General features: G+C 46.9%; 19 protein-coding genes. 11 read left to right on the top strand and 8 right to left on the bottom strand.

Annotated features, from left to right (window positions below; all coding sequences use genetic code 11):
• The first annotated feature begins 10 nt into the window (after positions 1-10).
• Together arfA and MHB72_RS15920 are read left to right on the top strand one after the other, a co-directional pair.
• The gene (gene arfA / locus MHB72_RS15925; RefSeq protein ID WP_103750229.1) at positions 11-1,519 is read left to right on the top strand and encodes an arabinosylfuranosidase ArfA; all 1,509 of its coding nucleotides are present in this window, start codon (positions 11-13) and stop codon (positions 1,517-1,519) included.
• 94 nt (positions 1,520-1,613) lie between these two features.
• The gene (locus tag MHB72_RS15920; protein WP_216919811.1) at positions 1,614-1,889 is read left to right on the top strand and encodes a hypothetical protein; all 276 of its coding nucleotides are present in this window, start codon (positions 1,614-1,616) and stop codon (positions 1,887-1,889) included.
• A 126-nt stretch (positions 1,890-2,015) separates the two neighbouring features.
• Here MHB72_RS15920 and MHB72_RS15915 read toward each other — a convergent pair whose 3' ends face one another.
• From MHB72_RS15915 to MHB72_RS15905, 3 genes are read right to left on the bottom strand one after another with little or no spacing between them, the layout of a single operon-like run.
• Positions 2,016-3,464 (bottom strand): PH domain-containing protein, encoded by a 1,449-nt coding sequence (locus MHB72_RS15915; RefSeq protein ID WP_216919813.1) that lies wholly within the window; start codon positions 3,462-3,464, stop codon positions 2,016-2,018.
• On the bottom strand, positions 3,451-3,930 hold the full coding sequence (locus tag MHB72_RS15910; protein ID WP_216919815.1) for a PH domain-containing protein: 480 nt from the start codon (positions 3,928-3,930) through the stop codon (positions 3,451-3,453). The genes MHB72_RS15915 and MHB72_RS15910 overlap by 14 nt, the downstream gene beginning before the upstream one ends.
• A gap of 11 nt (positions 3,931-3,941) precedes the next feature.
• Entirely contained in the window at positions 3,942-4,535 is a 594-nt protein-coding gene (locus tag MHB72_RS15905; protein ID WP_216919817.1) for a TetR/AcrR family transcriptional regulator, read from the bottom strand.
• Between the two features lie 199 nt (positions 4,536-4,734).
• Between MHB72_RS15905 and cstA the strand changes: the two genes are divergently transcribed.
• On the top strand, positions 4,735-6,531 hold the full coding sequence (gene cstA, locus MHB72_RS15900; protein WP_020452513.1) for a carbon starvation protein CstA: 1,797 nt from the start codon (positions 4,735-4,737) through the stop codon (positions 6,529-6,531).
• Between the two features lie 31 nt (positions 6,532-6,562).
• Here cstA and sspI read toward each other — a convergent pair whose 3' ends face one another.
• Complete coding sequence (sspI, locus tag MHB72_RS15895; protein WP_023855460.1) at positions 6,563-6,775, bottom strand: small acid-soluble spore protein SspI; 213 nt, start codon at positions 6,773-6,775, stop codon at positions 6,563-6,565.
• Positions 6,776-6,891: 116 nt separating this feature from the next.
• Between sspI and MHB72_RS15890 the strand changes: the two genes are divergently transcribed.
• From MHB72_RS15890 to pheT, 3 genes are all read left to right on the top strand, one after another.
• Entirely contained in the window at positions 6,892-7,638 is a 747-nt protein-coding gene (locus MHB72_RS15890) for a TrmH family RNA methyltransferase (RefSeq protein ID WP_065643645.1), read from the top strand.
• 362 nt (positions 7,639-8,000) lie between these two features.
• The gene (gene pheS / locus MHB72_RS15885) at positions 8,001-9,035 is read left to right on the top strand and encodes a phenylalanine--tRNA ligase subunit alpha (RefSeq protein ID WP_003184229.1); all 1,035 of its coding nucleotides are present in this window, start codon (positions 8,001-8,003) and stop codon (positions 9,033-9,035) included.
• A 15-nt stretch (positions 9,036-9,050) separates the two neighbouring features.
• A complete protein-coding gene (gene pheT / locus MHB72_RS15880; protein ID WP_216919819.1) occupies positions 9,051-11,465 on the top strand; it encodes a phenylalanine--tRNA ligase subunit beta in 2,415 nt (804 codons plus the stop codon).
• An 81-nt stretch (positions 11,466-11,546) separates the two neighbouring features.
• On the opposite strand, the gene MHB72_RS15875 is transcribed toward pheT, so the two are convergent.
• The 4 genes from MHB72_RS15875 to rnhC all read right to left on the bottom strand — a co-directional run bounded on the left by MHB72_RS15875 (position 11,547) and on the right by rnhC (position 15,485).
• Positions 11,547-12,347 (bottom strand): zinc-dependent metalloprotease, encoded by an 801-nt coding sequence (locus MHB72_RS15875; protein ID WP_020452509.1) that lies wholly within the window; start codon positions 12,345-12,347, stop codon positions 11,547-11,549.
• A 383-nt stretch (positions 12,348-12,730) separates the two neighbouring features.
• Positions 12,731-13,534, bottom strand: coding sequence for a hypothetical protein (locus MHB72_RS15870; RefSeq protein ID WP_216919821.1), 804 nt, complete (start codon positions 13,532-13,534; stop codon positions 12,731-12,733).
• Positions 13,535-13,559: 25 nt separating this feature from the next.
• Positions 13,560-14,159, bottom strand: a complete 600-nt coding sequence (locus MHB72_RS15865) for a hypothetical protein (protein WP_101561168.1) — start codon at positions 14,157-14,159, stop codon at positions 13,560-13,562.
• 387 nt (positions 14,160-14,546) lie between these two features.
• On the bottom strand, positions 14,547-15,485 hold the full coding sequence (gene rnhC / locus MHB72_RS15860; RefSeq protein ID WP_216919823.1) for a ribonuclease HIII: 939 nt from the start codon (positions 15,483-15,485) through the stop codon (positions 14,547-14,549).
• 151 nt (positions 15,486-15,636) lie between these two features.
• Between rnhC and zapA the strand changes: the two genes are divergently transcribed.
• From zapA to MHB72_RS15835, 5 genes are all read left to right on the top strand, one after another.
• The gene (zapA, locus tag MHB72_RS15855) at positions 15,637-15,894 is read left to right on the top strand and encodes a cell division protein ZapA (protein ID WP_020452506.1); all 258 of its coding nucleotides are present in this window, start codon (positions 15,637-15,639) and stop codon (positions 15,892-15,894) included.
• A gap of 8 nt (positions 15,895-15,902) precedes the next feature.
• Positions 15,903-16,439, top strand: a complete 537-nt coding sequence (locus tag MHB72_RS15850) for a CvpA family protein (protein ID WP_023855455.1) — start codon at positions 15,903-15,905, stop codon at positions 16,437-16,439.
• 142 nt (positions 16,440-16,581) lie between these two features.
• Positions 16,582-18,297 (top strand): DNA polymerase/3'-5' exonuclease PolX, encoded by a 1,716-nt coding sequence (gene polX / locus MHB72_RS15845; protein WP_216919825.1) that lies wholly within the window; start codon positions 16,582-16,584, stop codon positions 18,295-18,297.
• A gap of 16 nt (positions 18,298-18,313) precedes the next feature.
• The gene (locus MHB72_RS15840; RefSeq protein WP_026579110.1) at positions 18,314-20,671 is read left to right on the top strand and encodes an endonuclease MutS2; all 2,358 of its coding nucleotides are present in this window, start codon (positions 18,314-18,316) and stop codon (positions 20,669-20,671) included.
• An 18-nt stretch (positions 20,672-20,689) separates the two neighbouring features.
• Complete coding sequence (locus MHB72_RS15835; RefSeq protein WP_216919827.1) at positions 20,690-21,094, top strand: DUF350 domain-containing protein; 405 nt, start codon at positions 20,690-20,692, stop codon at positions 21,092-21,094.
• Positions 21,095-21,101: the final 7 nt, after the last annotated feature.

Genomic DNA, 21,101 nt, shown 5'->3' with positions numbered 1-21,101 from the left:
ATGATTTAACATGACTGCACACAAAGCGAAGATGACGATTGACAAGGAATATAAGGTGGCAGAGGTTGATAAGCGAATTTACGGATCCTTTATCGAGCATCTCGGCAGAGCCGTTTACGAAGGTATTTATGAGCCCGATCATCCTGAAGCTGACGAATCTGGCTTTCGGAAAGACGTTATTAAATTGGTCAGTGAACTGAAGGTTCCGTTTATCAGGTATCCCGGCGGAAATTTCGTCTCGGGTTATAACTGGGAGGACGGGGTCGGTCCTGTCGAACAGCGGCCGACAAGACTTGATTTGGCGTGGGCGACAACCGAGCCGAACTTAATCGGTACGAACGAATTTATGGATTGGGCAAAGCTTGTCGGGGCAGAGGTGAATATGGCCGTCAACCTCGGAACGAGAGGAATTGATGCCGCACGCAACCTGGTAGAATATTGCAACCATTCGTCAGGATCGTACTACAGCGACTTGAGAAAATCCCACGGATATAAGGAACCGCATAAAATTAAAACATGGTGCCTCGGCAATGAAATGGACGGTCCATGGCAAATCGGCCATAAAACTGCAGCCGAATACGGAAGACTTGCCGCTGAAGCCGCGAAGGTGATGAAATGGACGGACCCGTCGATCGAGCTCGTCGCCTGCGGAAGTTCGGGAAGCGGAATGCCGACATTCATCGACTGGGAAACGACCGTGCTTGACCATACGTACGAACATGTCGAGTACATCTCGCTTCACTCGTATTACGGCAACCGTGACAATGATCTTCCAAACTATTTGGCGAGATCGCTGGATATGGATCACTTCATCAAAACGGTCATCTCAGTCTGCGACTATATGAAAGCGAAAAAGAAAAGCAAGAAAACGATTCACCTTTCATATGATGAGTGGAATGTCTGGTATCACTCGAATGAAAAAGACAAAGAAGCTGAACGCTGGGCGAAAGCACCGCACCTTCTTGAAGACATCTACAACTTTGAGGATGCGCTTCTCGTCGGCTGTATGCTGATTACGATGCTCAAGCATGCCGACCGCGTGAAAATCGCCTGTCTGGCTCAGCTTGTCAATGTCATCGCGCCGATTATGACAGACAAAGGGGGAGAAGCGTGGCGTCAGACCATTTTCTATCCGTTTATGCACGCTTCCGTCTACGGCAGAGGAACGGTATTGCAGACGGCGGTATCGTCTCCGAAGTATGATGCGAAAGACTTTACGGATGTGCCGTACCTGGAGTCTGTGTCTGTTTTCAATGAAGAAGCCGAAGAATTAACCGTTTTTGCCGTCAACCGCGCAACTGACGCCGGCCTTGAAATGGAAGCCGATATGAGAAGCTTTGAAGGGTACAGTGTCTCTGAGCACATCGTTCTGGAACACGAAGATCATAAAGCGACGAATGAAAAAGACCGCAACAACGTCGTTCCGCACAGCGGCGGAGACGCCAAAGTATGTGACGGCAGGCTGACGGCTCACCTTCCGAAACTTTCCTGGAATGTGATCAGAATGAAAAAAAGATGACCTAAAAAATCCGGCCGCTGTGCCGGTTTTTTTAGGTGTGAAAAGGTGTGCGCATTTATGTCGGAGAATACTATAAAACAGGAGGGGGGATATGATGAAGTCGTCTTTTTCGGCTGCATATTGCTTTTTGATGTACGCATTTATAGCATACCTTTGGCTTCTGTTTATCACGGCGGTCCTTGATCGGACCCGGTTTCTCAATCACTCATTTTTAGAGGCGGGCGTCATCTTGATCGGCACCATATTGTTTTTTTCGCTGTCTCACCATCTCTCAGCTTCACTTGTCAAAACAAACATCAATCGAATCGGAGGGATCGCCGCTTTCTGTCTAGTCATGGCCGTTCATTTTTTTATTGTTCCGTTATGCTGACAGAAAAAAGGCGGATATCCGATGATACCCGCCAATTACGCCTTAAAAAAGGCAGCAGATGAAGCATGTGTCTATTTTATTCTTATTATTCCTATTAGTCAACTGGGTTTTGGGTGGTTTTGAAAATTATTCCTTTGTTTTAAGGGCATGTTGATAAAGATCTGCTGCACTCTCTATTGGAATGTGGCTGATCGAAAACTTCATATTTTCTTTTCCTGAGGCAACGGCCAGCTTAATTGATGCTAAGTTTTTTCTCTCTTGCATAAATGTTTGGCTCAATGATGCCCATTGAATGCGTCCGCGTTTCATAATTGCCGTTTTCCGGGATAAAATTCCGTATTGCAAAGTTAAAAAACGGCTGCTTTGATTCCAGCCAATCATCCGATACCCTATCCACCCCAGGCTGAATAATCCGAGCGGCAGAACTGCAGCCAGATTGTGATAGTCGGAAGGTACAAACAGCCATATCGGTATGGCAAAAAGACAGCCGGCTATAAATGGCATAACCATATAGTGAATTTTCGCTTCCTTTGTGAGCGTGTGCAGATGGCCTCCTTTGCGGTAACCGGTAAACGGTTCAAGCATGGATTCGGCCTTTTCTTTTTTAACAAAAGGAAGTAGGGTGACGGTTTTACTGCTTTGCTCATTTGAACGATTGCGAATCACAACAGCTTTGATTTCTGCATACCCCAAGAATCGGTGAATCGGACGCTCAATGATGAGAATGGCCTGTATCCGGTCTTGTCCGATCGTTCGTTTTTTCTTTTCAAACAGGCCCTGCTCAATCTCAATTTCTCCTTTGCTATTTTTCCTTAATGTGAATTGAAAATCACTTGCAAATGTGAGTAATAGCGAAAGCGCGAATGATAGAATAGCCATCAAGACCACCGTGATCATGATCCAGTTGGGGCCGAACCAGTCGGATAAGGAGGTGAACAAAGTGTCCCTGTCTCCTTCTTTCGATATATCCATATATTTTAGCAATCCCAGTAATAACAGCGTAAACACAATTCCGACTTTAGGCGATAGCAGGCTGTGTAAAATGAGGTTACTTTTAGATAATTGAAACATGGAGTCTTCAGCATGTTCGCTCGGCCTGTCTTTTGTTTCTGCTTTTAAAGCCGTCCGAATGCGCTGTTCTTCTTCTTTTGAAATGCAGCTGAGTGTGATGCCGGATTCTTCTCCTCCGGCAAGTTCAATTGTCAAAGTCCGGGTGGAAAATAAATGATCATATACACGAATCGCAGAATCAATTGATTGTATACGATCCGGCTGCACCCATCTTTTCTTGACGACAAGCAAACCGGATTCAACATATATCGCTTTCTCATGTATTTGGTAGGTAAATGACCGCCATTTTAATACACCAATCACGAAAAACGACAGGATAAGGCATGAGCCTAAAGTGATATTGATGAGGAAAGCGGGAATGTCACCGCCCAGTTTATGAATACATAATACGAGTAGTGGAAATAACCAAATAAAGGAAAATGATTCTTTGATCGCTGTAGCGATAAAGTAAAGGACGGAAACCGGATGGAGACGATGTTTGATCAATGTGTCAGACTTGTTCATCGCTTAACCTCGCATAGGCTTCAATTTCTTTGCGGATCGAATCGGCTGTTCCTTCGGCCAATCCCAGAATGTCGTGGCTGCCGGCTGCCGTTGATAAAGTCACTGTATATAAATTGTACTTTTTTAAAATAGGACCTTGTTTTGCTTCGACATGCTGGACTTTCCCCATAGGAATTAATACTTTTCGTCTGAAAATGATCCCTTTATGGATTTGAATACTTACTTCACTTAGGTGGTATCGCCACAAGTGATATTTCCACTTCGGCAAAAGATAAAGTTCAAACGGTACCGAGGCAACAGCTAAACATAATGTGACAGCCAATATCCATTTTGGCCAGCCGAATGTGATAGTAAAGTATAGCAATGCCAGAATCAAGGATGCATACACACATAAAGTGATCACACCTTCAAGCTTCCGTACGGCAACAATTTTCCCGTCCAATTTTTTAAATTCACCAGTGTTCACGATAGCCCCCCCTATTTAGTTATTTTTCTTGTTGCATAATCGAACGTATCGACAATTTCTGATATCATGTCTTCCTTATTTGATATATCTTGATTTGCGATTTTGGTCCCAAGAGAATCGATGACGCTTCGGACGGTTCTGGCCATAATGTGCGGGGAAAACTGCCTGAAACTCCCTTCTGTTTCCTGTCCCCACTTAAAAATTTCAACTAATGGCTCATATATTGATTCATCTTCATTCTGGTAAAACAGCTCACCGGTTTCTGTTCGTAGGTTGGATACCACCTCAATGATTGCGGTCACGTAAGCCCGGTGTTCATACATGAATCTGAGATTTGATTCAATGTATGCGCGCAGTGTCGCCGGCGCACTGTCTGAACCATCCATGAATTTTTCCATATAAGGTGCTGCAAGTCCGTAGCAATACTCAACAACAGTCTTCATAAGCTGCATTTTATTTGGAAAATGATACGTAACGACTCCTTTGCTGATTCCCCCCTTTTTCGCGATATTGCCGATCGAGGCATTCGCATAGCCTTCTTCCACAAGCACTTGAATAGCGTCTTCAATAATTTGCAGTCGTCTTTTTTGTGATTTCGTATTCATGACTCAATTTTAGTACGATCGTGCTAAAGTGTCAATAAGAATATGAAATCAAACTGAGAGGTCCGGGTGCTCGTCTATAACAAAAGGAAGCTGTCATAAAAAGCGAAGTTGGAGGCCGTGTCTTTTTTCGAAAAAAGATGATTGCGCTTACAAAAAATATGAGATATGTTAAAAAAGAAACAAAGGGGGGAGGAATTGGATGAATGCAATAACAATTGTGATCGCTTCCATCTGTATTTTGGCGATCGCCTATCGTTTGTACGGAACATTTATGATGGTGAAAGTGTTGAAGGTTGATGATGACAAGCCGACTCCTGCCCATCTCCAGAAAGACGGCAAAGATTATGTGCCGACGAACAAATGGGTGTCTTTCGGCCACCACTTTGCGGCCATCGCAGCCGCGGGGCCGCTTGTCGGGCCGATCTTGGCGGCGCAGTTCGGCTACTTGCCGGGGCTGTTGTGGCTCTTGATCGGAGCGGTGATCGGGGGAGCCGTGCATGATATTGTCGTTTTATTTGCGTCCATGCGGAGGAAGGGAAAGTCGCTTTCAGAAGTGGCGAAAGAAGAGCTCGGGCCTGTTGCGGGATTTTGCACGGGGCTTGCGATGCTGTTTATTATTACGATCACGATGGCGGGGCTGTCGATGGTCGTGCTTCATGCGCTTGAACGCAATCCGTGGGGGACGTTCGCCGTTGCGATTACAATTCCGATCGCGATGGGGGTCGGTTTATTTTATAAAAAGACAGGCAACTTAAAATTAGCGTCAACCGGCGGATTTATTTTACTGATGGCCGGTGTCTTCATCGGACCGTCCATCGCGGAAACGCCGCTTGGAGACGCCTTGACGCTTGATACGAAAACGCTTGCTGTCGCACTTCCTGTCTATGCATTTTTTGCAGCTGCGCTCCCTGTATGGCTGCTGCTCGCGCCGCGCGATTATTTGAGCAGCTTCATGAAGATCGGGGTGTTTATCGCTTTGATTGCCGGGGTGTTCGTCGTCAATCCGGCGATTCCGTTTCCGGCGTTTACCGAGTTTACGGGCGGAGGGGGACCTGTATCGCCTGGTCCGGTTTGGCCGTTTATTTCAATTACGATCGCCTGCGGTGCGATTTCCGGCTTCCATGCGTTTGTCGGTTCAGGCACGACGCCGAAAATGCTTGATAAGTGGAGCGATATGAAATTCGTCGGCTTTGGGGCGATGCTCGTTGAGTGTCTTGTCGGCATCATGGCGCTGATCGCGGCAACGGCATTGCAGCCGGGCGATTATTTTGCCATCAACAGTTCGCCTGAAGTCTTTCGGACGCTTGGCATGAATGTCGTCCACCTGCCTGAACTCAGCCGTGAAATCGGTCTCGATCTTGAAGGAAGAACAGGCGGAGCTGTTACCCTTGCCGTCGGCATGGCTTATATTTTTACGGATATTCCGTTTTTCAGCCATTTGGCCTCTTACTTTTTTCAATTTGTCATCATGTTTGAAGCCGTCTTTATTTTAACGGCGATTGATGCCGGTACAAGGGTGGCGCGTTATTTGATTCAAGACTTTTTCGGAGAAGTGTACAAACCGCTGAAAAAAACGGACTGGCTTCCGGGTTCGGTCGCAGCGAGCGCCGTTGCCTGTTTCATGTGGGGGTATTTGCTGTATTCAGGCGACATCAGCTCGATTTGGGCGCTGTTTGGCGTATCCAACCAGCTGATGGCATCCGTCGGTTTAATTATCGGCGCGACGGTCATTTTAAAAATAGCGGACAAACGGCGTTATATGCTGACTTGTCTCATTCCGCTCGCTTATTTGTACGTAACGGTCAACTATGCGGGATACTGGATGATCAAAAACGTTTATTTTAATGCGGAAGCTGCCGGTTTCAGCGTTTTAAACGGCATTTTATCAATTATTATGCTGCTGCTGGGGCTGGTGATCATGGCGGCTGCCATTAAAAAATGGACGGAGATTTGGCGCGATCCGGCATTGCGGATGGAGCCTTCTATTCCAGGATGAAAATAAACCGGGGCCGTTTCAGGCCGCCGGTTTATTTCGTTTTTAATCCTTGTTCCAATGTCTCAAGCATTTCAGTTTTATCCGATTCAGTTGCGTGCTGCCAGATGACCTCGAACAACACACCTAATCCCGGAAGCATTTTTTCTTCACCGCTTTGGATCGCATCGACGATCGTGTGCTCAAGCTCTTCTTGCGAGTTTCCTGATACATTGGCAATAACGGCATGGCGCAAATTCAAATCCATCTTTTTTCACTCCATTTCATCATCTGATTTTCTATATTCTGCCTCGCTTTCGGGTTTATTATGTATCATTGATGAGATATAATGTGACTATTGCGAGACAAAGGAGTCAAAACGATTTGAAACGAATTGAATCAGCCAAAAATCAAAAAGTGAAGGATTGGAAAAAACTTCATACGAAAAAAGAGCGGACAAAAACCAATACTTTCTTAATAGAAGGCGAGCATCTCGTTGAGGAAGCGCTGAAGACACCGGGTGTTGTGAAAGAAATCATGGTCCGAGACGAAGCGGATTTCCCGGCCGCGCTTGATGAGTCTGTTGCCCGCTATATTTTGAGCGACGATGCTTTCTCGGCGATTGCCGAAACAGAGACACCCCAGGCTGTCGCCGCTGTATGCCGAATGCCTGAAAGCGGACCTTTTCAATACGAAAAGCTGCTGCTTGCGGATGCTGTGCAAGATCCGGGCAATTTAGGGACGATCATCCGGACGGCAGACGCGGCGGGGATCGATGCCGTTGTGATCGGACAAGGCACTGTCGACCCCTACAATGCCAAAACGCTCAGATCGGCTCAAGGTTCGCATTTTCACATTCCGATTTTAAAACGCGAGCTTTCGGAGCTGATTGAAGAGCTAAAGGGAAAAAGCGTCCCGGTTTACGGCACAGCGCTGCAGGATGCCGTGCCATTTAGAGAAGCGGAGCCGTCGCAGTCATTTGCGCTATTGATCGGAAACGAAGGATCGGGGGTCGATCCGGATCTCCTCGCACAGACCGACCAAAATCTGTACGTTCCGATCTACGGAAAAGCGGAGTCGCTGAATGTGGCGGCCGCAGCCGCGGTCCTTCTTTATCATCTCCACGGATAACCGGTTGCACAGGATCATGTAATTCACTATAATGAATGTAATATGTTTAAAAACAGTGATAGAGGCTCCGTTTTTTCACATGTCGCCATTTAGGGAGAAAATGCCTTAGACTGCAAGCATTTTTATGGCAGGCCGGAAAAACGCTTCACCTCTTGAGTTGTCACCGGGACCGCGTCTCTCGAGGGATGTGTAAAGGTGAACCGGATTCATTCCGTTATGCCAATGAAGTAAGTAGCAAAGCTTTTTTGCTTTGTTTTAAAAAAGGGTGGTACCACGGCCACGATTCGTCCCTTTCATTATGAAAGGGGCTTTTTTTATTGCCTAAAATAACAGGTTGCTACATAAAAGGAGGAGTTTTTAAGATGCAGGAAGAGCTGAAACGGCTTGAGAAAGAAGCGGTTGAAAAAGTGGAAGCCGCTGGTTCATTAAAAGAAGTCAACGATGTCCGCGTTGCGTACCTGGGAAAAAAGGGACCGATCACAGAAGTGCTTCGGGGAATGGGAAAGCTGTCCGCTGAAGAAAGGCCGAAAATGGGCGCCTTGGCGAACGAAGTAAGAGAAAAAATCGCCGCGGCGATTGCCGAAAAAAATGCCCGCCTAGAGGAAGAAGAGGTGAAAAGGAAGCTGAAAGAACAGACGATTGACGTGACGCTTCCGGGAAGCCCTGTAAAAACAGGAGCACGGCATCCGCTGACGATCGTTATTGAAGAAATCGAAGACTTGTTTATCAGCATGGGATATTCGGTGGAAGAGGGTCCTGAAGTAGAAACCGACTATTATAACTTCGAAGCGCTCAACCTTCCGAAAGAGCATCCGGCCCGCGATATGCAAGACAGTTTTTATATTACGGAAGATACGCTGATGAGGACGCAGACGTCTCCCGTCCAGACGCGCACGATGGAAAAGCATAAAGGCAAAGGCCCTGTCAAAATCATCTGCCCCGGCAAGGTATACCGCCGCGACAACGATGATGCGACACACTCCCATCAGTTTATGCAGATTGAAGGTCTCTGCGTTGACCGCGATATCAGCATGAGCGACTTAAAAGGAACGCTTGAAACGGTCGCGAAAAAGATGTTCGGCGAAGAGCGCGAAATCAGACTGCGTCCAAGCTTCTTCCCGTTTACAGAGCCGTCTGTCGAAGTCGATGTTTCCTGCTTTAAATGCGGAGGCAAAGGCTGCTCCGTTTGTAAACAAACGGGCTGGATCGAAATTCTCGGCGCCGGAATGGTGCATCCGAACGTGCTCGAAATGGCCGGATTCGATTCCAAACAATATCAGGGATTTGCATTTGGAATGGGTGTTGAACGGATCGCGATGCTGAAATACGGCATTGACGACATTCGTCATTTCTATACGAACGATGTCAGATTTTTATCTCAATTTAAACAGGCTTAAAGAGGAGGACGCGTGATGTTTGTTTCATATAAATGGCTGCAGGAATACGTGGATTTAGATGGGATGACTCCCGAGATTCTCGCTGAAAAGATTACGAGAAGCGGAATTGAAGTGGAAGGCATCGAATATAAAGGAGAAGGAATGAAAGGCGTTGTCATCGGACATGTGCTGGAGCGCGAACAGCATCCGAACGCCGACAAGTTGAATAAATGCCTCGTCGATATCGGCGAAGAAGAGCCTGTCCAGATCATCTGCGGGGCTCCGAACGTGGACAGAGGGCAAAAAGTAGCCGTCGCCACGGTTGGTGCGGTATTGCCCGGCAATTTTAAAATCAAAAAAGCGAAGCTTCGCGGGGAAGTGTCTAACGGCATGATCTGCTCTTTGCAGGAGCTTGGCATTCAAGGCAAGCTTGTGCCGAAAGAATATGCGGAAGGCATCTTCGTCTTCCCGGGCGATGCGGAAACCGGTGCGGACGCTCTTCAAAGCCTGGCGCTCGACGATGCGGTTCTCGAACTGGGACTGACGCCAAACCGCGCCGACGCCATGAACATGCTCGGCGTTGCCTATGAAGTGGCTGCGATTCTCGGCCGCGAAGTCAAGCTTCCTGAGACGGCTTATCAGGCAGGCGCCGAAAAAGCGGCGGACTATATTTCCGTCAAAATTGAAGATACAGAAGCCAATCCTTTGTACGCGGCAAAAATCATTAAAAACGTCAAAATCGGCCCGTCGCCGCTTTGGATGCAGACGAAGCTGATCAATGCCGGCATCAGACCGCACAACAATGTCGTCGATATTACGAATTTTGTTCTGCTCGAATACGGTCAGCCGCTGCACGCGTTTGACTATGACCGCTTTGGCTCAAAAGAGGTCGTCATCCGCAAAGCGTACGAAAATGAAACGATAACGACGCTTGATGAACAAGAAAGAACATTGACGCTTGAGCATCTTGTCATCACAAACGGTTCTCTTCCGCAGGCAGTCGCAGGCGTAATGGGCGGAGCGGACTCCGAAGTCCGCGAAGATACGGCGACAGTGCTGCTTGAGGCCGCGTATTTTAACGGTCAGACCGTTCGCAAAGCATCAAAGGATCTCGGTCTTCGCAGCGAATCAAGCGTCCGCTTTGAAAAGGGCATCGATCCTGCACGGGTGCGCCTCGCTGCAGAACGCGCGGCAGATTTGATCAGCCGGTATGCCGGAGGAACCGTCTTAGAAGGTACGGTTGAAGAAAACCATCTTGACATCAAAGAGGAAGTCATCCGTCTTTCCGTTGATAAAGTGACGAAGGTTCTCGGCATGTCCATCAGCAAAGAAGAAATGGTCAACATTTTTGAAAGGCTCGGCTTTGCAGTTGAAGACGCTGAACGGGAACTGGTCGTGACGGTTCCGTCAAGAAGAGGCGATATTGCGATTGAAGAAGATTTGATCGAAGAGGTCGCAAGACTGTACGGATATGACAACATTCCGTCGACACTGCCGGAAGTAACAGGCTTTGCGGGCGGACTGACACCTTATCAGGACAAGCGCAGAAAAGTAAGACGCTTTCTGGAAGGAGCAGGCCTTTCCCAGGCGATCACATACTCACTAACAAACGATAAAAAAGCAACGGCTTACGCATTGGAAAAATCGTTTAAAACGATCCTTTCGCTGCCGATGAGCGAGGAAAGAAGCGTGCTGAGGCACAGCCTGCTTCCTAATCTGCTTGATTCGGTCGCATACAACCTGGCACGGCAGTCCGATTCTGCAGCTTTTTATGAGGTCGGTTCAGTTTTCTTGAAAGCCGAAGAACATACGAAACCGGTCGAAAAAGAACACGTCGCCGGAGCCGTGACAGGCCTGTGGCATAAAAACCTCTGGCAGGGCGAGAAAAAGCCGGTTGATTTCTTCGTCGTAAAAGGCATCGTCGAGGGTCTGTTGGAAAAGCTCGGCATCACCGAAGGCATCGAATTCGCTCAATCTGAAAGAAAAGAGCTTCATCCTGGGCGGACGGCCAATATTTTGCATAACGGCTCATTAGTCGGCTTCATCGGCCAGCTGCATCCGTCAGTTGAAAAAGAGCTGGATCTGAGCGACACGTATGTGTTTGAACTGGACCTGCACGAGCTCCTTCGATTGGATGTACCGGAGATCACGTATACACCAATTCCGAAGTATCCTTCTGTTACTCGGGATATCGCGCTTGTTGTAAACAAAGAAACAGCGGCCGGTCAGCTTGAGGACGTCATCAAAACAGCAGGCGGCAAATGGCTCAAAGAAGTCCATGTCTTTGACGTCTACGAAGGCGAGCACATGGAAGAAGGCAAGAAATCTGTCGCCTTCAGCCTGCAATATTTGAATCCTGAACAAACATTGACTGAAGAAGAAGTGACAAAAGTTCACGACCAGGTGCTGAAGGCACTGGAGGATGCGTATCAGGCTGTATTGAGAGGATAACCGGTTCCCAGCCCAATTGAGGCTGCCCGGCTGCAGTACAAAAAAGGCGTCTCCGCTTTATGCGGAGACGCCTTTTTATAACTATTGATACCAAACTTTATTTTTCTCGATCAGGCTGTTGTGTTCCGCATCCCAGACATCGACGGTGTATGCGTAATCGTAGTTCATAATGCAACGGATGCCGCTTCCTTGCGGATCATGCTCCACCCCGAAATTATGGGAAAATTCGTGTCTTTGTGCTTTTGCCGTATTTTCCGTTCCCAGGTCGAACGTGACGCTGAAAGCAGGACCGTCCGGTTTAACAGGGTATTGAAAAGCGATGCCGCCCGCTTCAAAATTGTCGTTGGCTGTAAAGCCGGCTACGAATTTATAAGGCCGTCCTTCGAATTTGTCCGCCAGGTTGTCAAGAATGTCAGAGGCATTGCTTCCGGAAGAACTCCATGGGGCAACAGCTTCCACGACAAAATCAATATCGTGGTCGCGGTTAAACATTTCGTCCGCCTCTTCAACGATGTTGACGATTCTCGTTTTCCAGTCTTTGTGTTTCTGCCGGTACTGCTTATCAGCCACCGCGAGGACACTTATCTTTTGCTTGCCCGTGCTTGCCTGAGTCGAAAATTTACCGTTGTTTACATTCTTTTTAAATGTGATCGTACTCGTTTCATTTCCTTTCTCATCCAGCACTTTTGTTTTCGTTGTTTTTTCAATGTGAACTTTGCCTGTTAAATCTTTATAACCTTCCTTAGGTTTAGGCAATGCTTCCTTATAAATCCCTTTTGCTTCATGAGTATGCTTATGACCGCCCGTTTCCGCGACTCCGGCCGCCCCAGGTATTAAACTTGCAGAAAGCAATAAAGTAAAGAATAAAGACCGTTTTTTCATTTGAAAAATTTCCTCCTTAGTTTTTAACAGACTAAAGATTCGTCCAGTTAACTAAGAATTCCTGCTAACCATCCAAAATGAGGAAGATTTATATAGGTCTATTCGGCATTCCCTTTTAATTACCGTCTATGGTCATGTGAATCTTTCTTTTTTCAGGTCTTTTAACCCTGATATCTGGGTTTTAAAAAAAGTAATCTTTGAAAACGTCAAAATGTTCGGTCAAACGAGAGAAAAATTTGAGTTTTACAAAAACTTGCGGCTATCGTAATTGAAATGGCAGCGATCAAAGAAAGACTCTGGGGGTATGTATCAGCTGTTTTTTAGAGGATAAAGAAAAAGCCGTCCCGAACCATAATAGCCAGAGACCGGCTTTTTTGCAGTAACTATGGACGCTTCAGCATCCGTTCGATTTTTTCTACATCGGAGTCTAAAGCTCCGTACAGTACACCGGGCAAGCTGTATCGATGAGGCTTCCCTGCTGCAGTGTAACGTAAAACAGGAGTGACCGTATAAAAATCATATTCCCCTGTCATATCAAAAGCCGGGACGACGATGTGTTTGCTTTGTTTAGCTTGGATGGCGGTCCTCTTGTCAAATGAATACGTCATGACGCCGTTTAGATCGGTGATCTTTTCAAGGGAGATATCTTTTGCCAGGTTGTTTTTCAGCCGAACGTCCAAGGACGGTTTTGGATATCCTGCAGTATACTGGCCAGCAGGCGACAGGTCACCGCTTCGAACATTATGATCGTTTTGAAGGGTAATCTTTCCGATTTGAAATGCTTCTGCATCACGTCCGTTAAAAGATATCAGCAGCTGATCAGCTTTTTCCGGTTTATCGCTTGAGATTCGGACGTCAACGATGATGTTGACGAGCGTATAGCCTTTATGGCGAATCCCTGTTTCAACCTTGTAATCGCTGATTTGAATATGATCGTTATCAAAAGCGAGCGACGTAACCGTATCACCGCTTATCGGAATGCCGGTGTTTGCTTTTTGCAGGCCGAAAATGTTAAACGACATCGTCTCGTCTTCCATCGCATAGCTGATATAGTTTTGAGCAAAGAAAAGCCCGTTTTCTTTATTTTCGCTGGCCTCTGTAAAATTCGCCTTGTTGAAGAAAATAAAGAGAGAAAATGCCAGAGCTGCGCATATGGAGAGCGTGATGATCCATTTTATTTTTGACATGGTGACTCCTTTACCTCTTTATATTTTATTTATAGACAACTTGCAAGTATGTATCTTTACGCGGAGCATAATGGTAAGCATACTTTGTACTTATAAGGGAGTTTCCTAAATAATTTCTTACTCTTACATACCGTTTGTTGTAATCACTATAGAATGCAAGTTTACTATATTTCTTACTATTAGCGGGAATTGTGATTGCAACTGAATAAGAAGTGGTTACTGTATTAGAAACCCCTAACTGACTTGATATCCCTTTGGCGCTAATCCCCACATTAGATGATACAGTGGAGCTGGCAGATTGAGTTTTACTCCAGGTATAGCTAGAGGCTTTTGCCCAAGAAGAGGTTAAAAACCTTACACGTTTTTTTACCTTGGTAGGGCCCTTTATTGTCTTCACTACGTATCTGTTATTAACACAAGCTATGCAACTAACCTGAAAATCACTGCTTGCCGTTGCGGGCTCTAAAACTCCTTCGATTTTAACAGACTCACCAAGTTCGTAATATTCGGAATTTTCATCAAGCACTTCAGTAAATTCTTCTTCAGCAGAGGCCTGATACAGAGGGAAAAGATTAATAGTAAGAAGCATCGTGATGCAAACTACCCAAAAACGAGACTTTTGCATGGCTTCCAACTCCTGTATATATATTCAAATACAGAAAAAATATACCATTTTCCTCAAAGGAAGTACAGACCGTTTTTCTGATTTTTCAATTTATTTAAAAGTGTTTAACATGAAGAGAGAATATTTTATCTTCTAACGATGGAATATTCACTGTTTGAAAATGGATACAGATAGGGAGAATTAGTTAAAAACTATAATATTGGTTCCCCGTAGGTTTTCGATATACAAAAATTCTTTTTCTTGATATCAAACGAAACTTTATCCCTCGGTTACAGGAGATATGGTATATGGAATTCAATTTAGACAGCGCATTCAAATGAAAAAATGTTTAAGGTCATGTAAAGCGACGGGACCTCCGACAGCCGGAAGTCCCCCTTTTAATGCTTATCACCTCGACGCAATCCGCTTCGCCTTCTGCGTATTTGCAAAGTGCAGCTTTGTAAATACCCTCAATGCGCCTTCGCCGTGTTTCTTGATCAGCTTTGCCGCCGCTTCATCGACGAGCGGACCCGCTCCTTTCGGGAGCGTCATCCCGGCTTCTTTCGAAAGCTTATCCATCTCCATTAAAAATGAATAGCGTGCGATGATCGAGGCCGCTGCGACTGAAAGGTGGATGCCTTCAGCTTTTGTACTGAAATATGTACGTTCTTTGATGGCGGTTTTGCCGGCCAGGTGTTTAAAATAGACGGCAGGTTCTGCGAACTGGTCGATTAAAATCGCTTCGGGCCGGGTTCCGTCCAATTTTTTGAGAAGGTTGCCGATCGCCTGGTTGTGGAGAAGGGCCTTCATTTTTCCCTGGCTCATCCCTTTTTCCTGCATTTCATTATACTTTTCATTTCTCAAGACGAGCAGGCTGTAAGGAACTGTCTTGATTAAGTCGCGCGCGATCTGAACGATTTGCGGATCTTTTAAGTTTTTTGAATCTTTAACACCGAGTTCCTTTAACAGCGGCAGCTTTACCTTGTCAGCGTATACGCACGCGACGGTGATCGGACCGAAATAATCGCCTGTCCCGACTTCATCGGAGCCGATCACAGACATGGAACCGATGCCTTCAGGCGGCTGATAGACGGACGGGATGCTTTTTTTGGATGCGGGCTTTTTGGCAGCCGGTGTTTCAGCATCCGCCGTCCAGCGCTCCGCTTCCTTTTCCGCGTTTTTTCCTTGGAACAGCACCTTCCCCGACCGGTATGCTGTAATGGTGCAGCCCTGTGGTTTGGCCTGGAAAACCGCGCCCTGTACGGAAAGGGAAGTCATGTGAGGCCCGTAGTGGCTTTGCATCCGTTCAATAACAGACGGGGGAACTTTTAAAACAGAATGTGACACGTTCTAATCTCCTTTATTAGCTGCTTAAACAGGCTAAATCATTGTTTTTATAAGTGTATCATAACAGCGGAGGGCTCGTCTTTCCATTCAATCTCTAAACATGTTATGATATAGACTAGGATTCTCGCATAATTGGAATGGAGGAGAAACGTTGTCTGATGGTCAAAAAACGAAAACAACAGTTGACATCTACGGTCAGCAATTCACAATTATCGGCGATGAGAGCAAGAGCCATATGAGGCACGTTGCCTCGATTGTGGATGATAAAATGAGAGAAATCAACGAAAAAAATCCGTATCTTGATATAAATAAACTGGCCGTTTTGACGGCTGTAAATGTGGTTCACGATTATTTGAAGCTGAAGGAAGAGCTTGAGAGATTAAAAGGACAAATTAAAGAAAAGGATTGAACATCACGATGCTAGATATCATCATTATCATTTTGCTTTTGTCCGGTTTGTTTATTGGACTCAAAAGAGGGTTTATCCGCCAGTTTATCCGTTTGGTTACGTTTATCGCAGCGATCGCTGTGGCCGCAACCTATTACGGCGACCTTGCACCTAAGCTCGGCTGGATTCCGTCTCCCGACTTTACGGGCGGCCAGTCTGCGCTGGCGTTTGTAAACGGAAGCCTTGAAGGCGCTTATTACAATATGATTGCGTTTTTGATTCTCTTTTTCCTGACGATTATCCTTTTGAGAATTGCCGCATCGTTTCTGGATGCCGTTGCAAGCATACCGGTTCTCAAACAGATCAACCAAGTACTTGGAGCCGTGCTCGGTTTTGCGGAAATCTATCTGTTCGTGTTTGTCGTTCTGTTCATCGGAACGCTTCTGCCGATCGATGTTCTGCAAAACATGATGGCCGGTTCGGTGATGGCTGATTTGATCATTCATAAAACACCGTTTTTATCAAACATGTTAAACAATCTGCTGCATCAGTACGGATCTTTGTAAAAACTTCTCTGTTTGTAGGGAAGTTTTTTTCGGGGCTCTTGAGAACCCCGAAAACTGTCGAATAGGCCTGTTTGTTGTAGGATCAGCCAAAAATTTGTATGATTGAAGCAGGATGAACGAGGGGAAACAAGAGGTGAACAGCATGCATAAAAAAGATATCATCAAATTGCTTGAAACGATTGCGATATATATGGAACTAAAAGGGGATAACCCGTTTAAGATCTCCGCTTTCAGAAAGGCTGCGGCAGCTCTTGAACAAGACGACCGGAGCCTCTCGGAGATCGATGATATGATGTCCCTGTCAGGGATCGGCAAAGGCACGTATGCCGTCATCAAGGAATATATGGACACGGGAGCGTCCGGTACGCTTGAACGATTAAAGGAAGAGGTTCCGGAAGGACTTGTCCCGCTTTTGAAGCTGCCGGGCCTCGGCGGCAAAAAAATCGCCAAGCTGTATCAGGAGCTCGGCGTCTGTGATGCGGCGTCTTTAAAAGAGGCATGCGAACAGCAAAAGGTTCAGGGGCTTGCCGGATTCGGCAAAAAAACGGAAGAAAAAATCCTGCAGGCTTTAGGTGAAGCGGGGAAACGCCCTGAACGGTACCCGATCGCGGTCGCTTTGGCTGTCGCTGAAATCATCGAAGAACAGCTTGAAGGGCTCCAGGGCCTCATCAAGTTTTCGCGGGCTGGAAGCCTGCGCCGTGCCAAAGAAACGGTGAAAGACCTCGATTACATTATGGCTGTCACTGATCCGGAACTTGTCAGGGAAGGACTCCTGAAGCTTTCGAACATCAAGGAGGTCATTGCCGCAGGAGATACGAAAGTGTCTCTCACATTTGCCTTTGAATACGAAATCAGTGCGGATTTCCGGCTGGTGACGGAGGAACAGTTCCCAACGACGCTCCATCATTTTACCGGATCAAAAGACCACAATATCAAAATGCGCCAGCTTGCCAAAGAAAAAGGCGAAAGAATCAGTGAATACGGCGTCGAAACCGTTGAAACTGGAGAAATTAAAACCTTCTCAAGCGAACAAGAGTTTTTCGCCCATTTCGGGCTTCCGTTTATTCCGCCCGAACTGCGGGAGACAGGAAGAGAAGTCGAGGACTACCGCGATGACATCGGACTCGTTTCCGCCGAGGATATTCAAGGAGACCTTCATATGCACTCGGCTTGGAGCGACGGTGCTTTTTCGATCAGGGAAATGGCGGAAGCCTGCATGGCAAAAGGGTACCGCTATATGGCGATCACAGACCATTCCCAGTATTTAAAAGTGGCAGGCGGTTTGACGCCTGAGCGCCTGCGCATGCAGGCGAAGGAAATTGATGAACTGAATAAGGAATTGACCGATTTTCATATTTTTAAAGGCGTGGAAATGGACATCCTGCCTGACGGAACGCTAGATTATGACGATGAGCTGCTGGCGGAAATGGACCTTGTCATTGCTTCGATCCATTCAAGCTTTTCACAGCCGCAGCATGTCATCATGAAGCGGCTTGAAACCGCACTGATGAATCAGCACGTTGACATTATCGCTCATCCGACCGGCCGTCTGATCGGAAGAAGGGCGGGTTATGAAGTCGATATTGACCAGCTGATCGAGCTTGCGAAGAAAACGAATACCGCCTTGGAACTGAACGCAAATCCAGCGCGGCTCGATCTCAGGATGGAACACTTGATGAAAGCGAATGCTGCCGGAGTGACACTCGTTATTAATACGGATGCCCACAACACAGCGATGCTTGACGATATGAAAACGGGCGTTACGGCAGCGAGAAAAGGATGGACGCCAAAGGCCAATGTATTAAATACCCGCTCCTTTGAAGAAGTCCAGGCATTTTTGTCGCGCCATCGATCTTAAGGAGGTTTAATGGACGTTGCAGCAAAAAGCGCTATCAGCACTTGAATTTCATAAAGTAAAAGAACAGCTCACAGAGCATGCGGCATCTTCTTTAGGGAAGGAAATGCTTTTGGAACTCAAACCTTCCCGTTCGCTCGAAGAAGTCAAAAAGCTGCAGGAAGAAGTCGATGAAGCAGGAACCGTCCTGCGTTTAAAAGGAAACGCCCCTTTCGGCGGCCTTACCGACATTAGAAAAGCGTTAAGAAGGGCGGAAATCGGCAGCATTTTAAGCCCGGCGGAATTGACCGAAATATCGGGTCTGCTATACGCAGCAAAACAGATGAAGCATTTTCTCGAAGGCCTGTTCGAAGACGGGGTTGAGATTCCTTGTCTTCACCAATATGCAGAAAAGCTCATTCCGCTTTCCGAATTGGAAAGAGACATCAATTCGTGCATCGATGATCATGGAGAAGTGCTAGACCATGCATCTGAGACGTTAAGGGGAATCAGGACGCAGCTGCGGACGCTTGAATCAAGAATCAGGGACCGGCTGGAATCAATGTTGCGTTCTTCATCTGCGCAAAAAATGCTGTCGGATACGATCATCACAATTCGCAACGACCGCTTCGTTATCCCTGTTAAACAGGAGTACAGATCAAGCTACGGAGGAATCGTGCACGATCAGTCGTCTTCCGGCGCGACATTGTTTATCGAGCCTCAGGCGATTGTCGATATGAACAATGCGCTTCGCCAGGCGAAAGTAAACGAAAAACAGGAGATTGAACGGATTTTGCGCGTCCTGACAGAAAAGACGGCAGAGCACACAAATGAACTCTTTCACGATGTCAAAGTGCTTCAGACGCTGGACTTTATTTTTGCAAAAGCAAAATACGCCAAAGCGACAAAAGCGGTTAAACCGGCTGTCAACGCTGACGGCTATGTCCGCCTGATTCAAGCCCGCCACCCGCTTTTGCCCCTGGATGAAGTCGTTCCGAATGATATTGAGCTCGGCGGAGAATATACGACAATTGTCATCACGGGCCCGAACACGGGCGGTAAAACGGTGACGCTTAAAACGCTCGGGCTTTTGACCATTATGGCGCAGTCGGGATTGCACGTACCGGCGGAAGAAGGATCAGAAACCGCCATATTTGATCAAGTATTTGCCGATATCGGCGATGAACAGTCAATCGAACAAAGCTTAAGTACGTTCTCGTCACATATGGTCAACATCGTCGATATTTTGAAAGACATGACGGAAAACAGCCTTGTGCTTTTTGACGAGCTCGGCGCCGGGACAGACCCGCAGGAAGGCGCGGCCCTTGCGATCAGCATCCTTGACGAGGTGTGCCAGACTGGCGCGCGCGTCATTGCCACGACTCATTACCCTGAGCTGAAGGCATACGGCTACAATCGCGAAAATGTCATTAATGCAAGCGTCGAATTTGATATCGATACACTGTCACCAACCTACAAGCTGTTAATCGGAGTGCCCGGCCGAAGCAATGCGTTCGAAATTTCGAAGCGCCTCGGGCTGCCTGATTACCTGATCGGCCGCGCAAAAGCGGAGATGACGGCCGAACATAATGAAGTTGATACGATGATCGCATCGCTGGAAGACAGCAAAAAGCGCGCCGAGGCGGAGCTGAACGAGACAGAAGCCATCCGCGCGGAGGCTGAAGCCCTTCACCGCGACCTCCAGCAGCAGATCAGCGAATGGCAGGAGAAAAAAGACAGGCTCTATGAAGAAGCGGAGCAAAAAGCCGCTGAAAAAGTCAAAGAAGCGATGAAAGAAGCAGACGAGATCATCCAGTCGCTCCGCATGATCAAGGAAGACCATAAAGCATTTAAAGACCATGAGCTGATCGAGGCGAAAAAACGCCTTGAAGAAGCGGTGCCTTCGTTTGAAAAAGCGAAAAAGCCGGCTCAGAAAAAAACGGACAAGCGCGAATTAAAACCGGGCGATGAAGTCAAGGTTTTAACCTTTGGCCAAAAAGGAACGCTGCTCGAAAAAACGGGTGCGGCCGAATGGAATGTTCAAATCGGCATTCTGAAAATGAAGGTTAAGGAAAAGGATCTGGAATTCCTGAAATCGGCACCTGAACCCGAAAAACAAAAAACGATCGCCGCCGTCAAAGGAAAAGATTATCACGTCTCGCTCGAACTCGACCTTAGGGGGGAGCGGTATGAAAATGCGCTTCACCGGGTTGAAAAATACTTGGATGATGCGGTGCTTGCGGGCTATCCAAGAGTCTCGATCATCCACGGAAAAGGAACCGGCGCCCTCCGAAAAGGCGTTCAGGACCTCTTGAAATCCCACCGCAATGTGAAAAACTCCCGGTTCGGCGAAGCGGGAGAGGGAGGATCAGGCGTCACCATTGTCGAATTAAAATAAAAAAGGGAGTCTAGAAGGATGAAAGAGTTTTGGGAGAACGACCTTGTGGAAATTGCCGCGTACTATAGTGTTTCCGTTTTGTGTCTTGTGATATTTTTATCTGTGTTTGAACTCGTCACCACCTATAAAAATTGGGAGGAGATTCAAAAAGGAAACGTGGCGGTCGCGATGGCAACAGGCGGAAAAATTTTAGGCATCGCCAACGTGCTGCAAAAATCGATCAGCCAGCATAATTCCCTGCTGCAAATGATGGGGTGGGGGCTGTTCGGTTTTATCCTGCTTTTGATCGGCTACTTCATTTTTGAATTTCTGACGCCGCGCTTTAAAATTGACAAGGAGATTGAAAACGACAACCGCGCAGTCGGCTTCATTTCATTCGTCATTTCAGTCGGCCTGTCATTTGTCGTGGCTTCGGGTATCTAAAGGGGAT

Source organism: Bacillus sp. FSL K6-1284, from assembly GCF_038002625.1.
In the GTDB taxonomy this organism is placed as follows: Bacteria; Bacillota; Bacilli; order Bacillales; family Bacillaceae; genus Bacillus; species Bacillus paralicheniformis.
The sequence above is the reverse complement of the archived record's forward strand: the minus strand, read 5'-3'. Positions and strand labels throughout refer to the sequence as shown.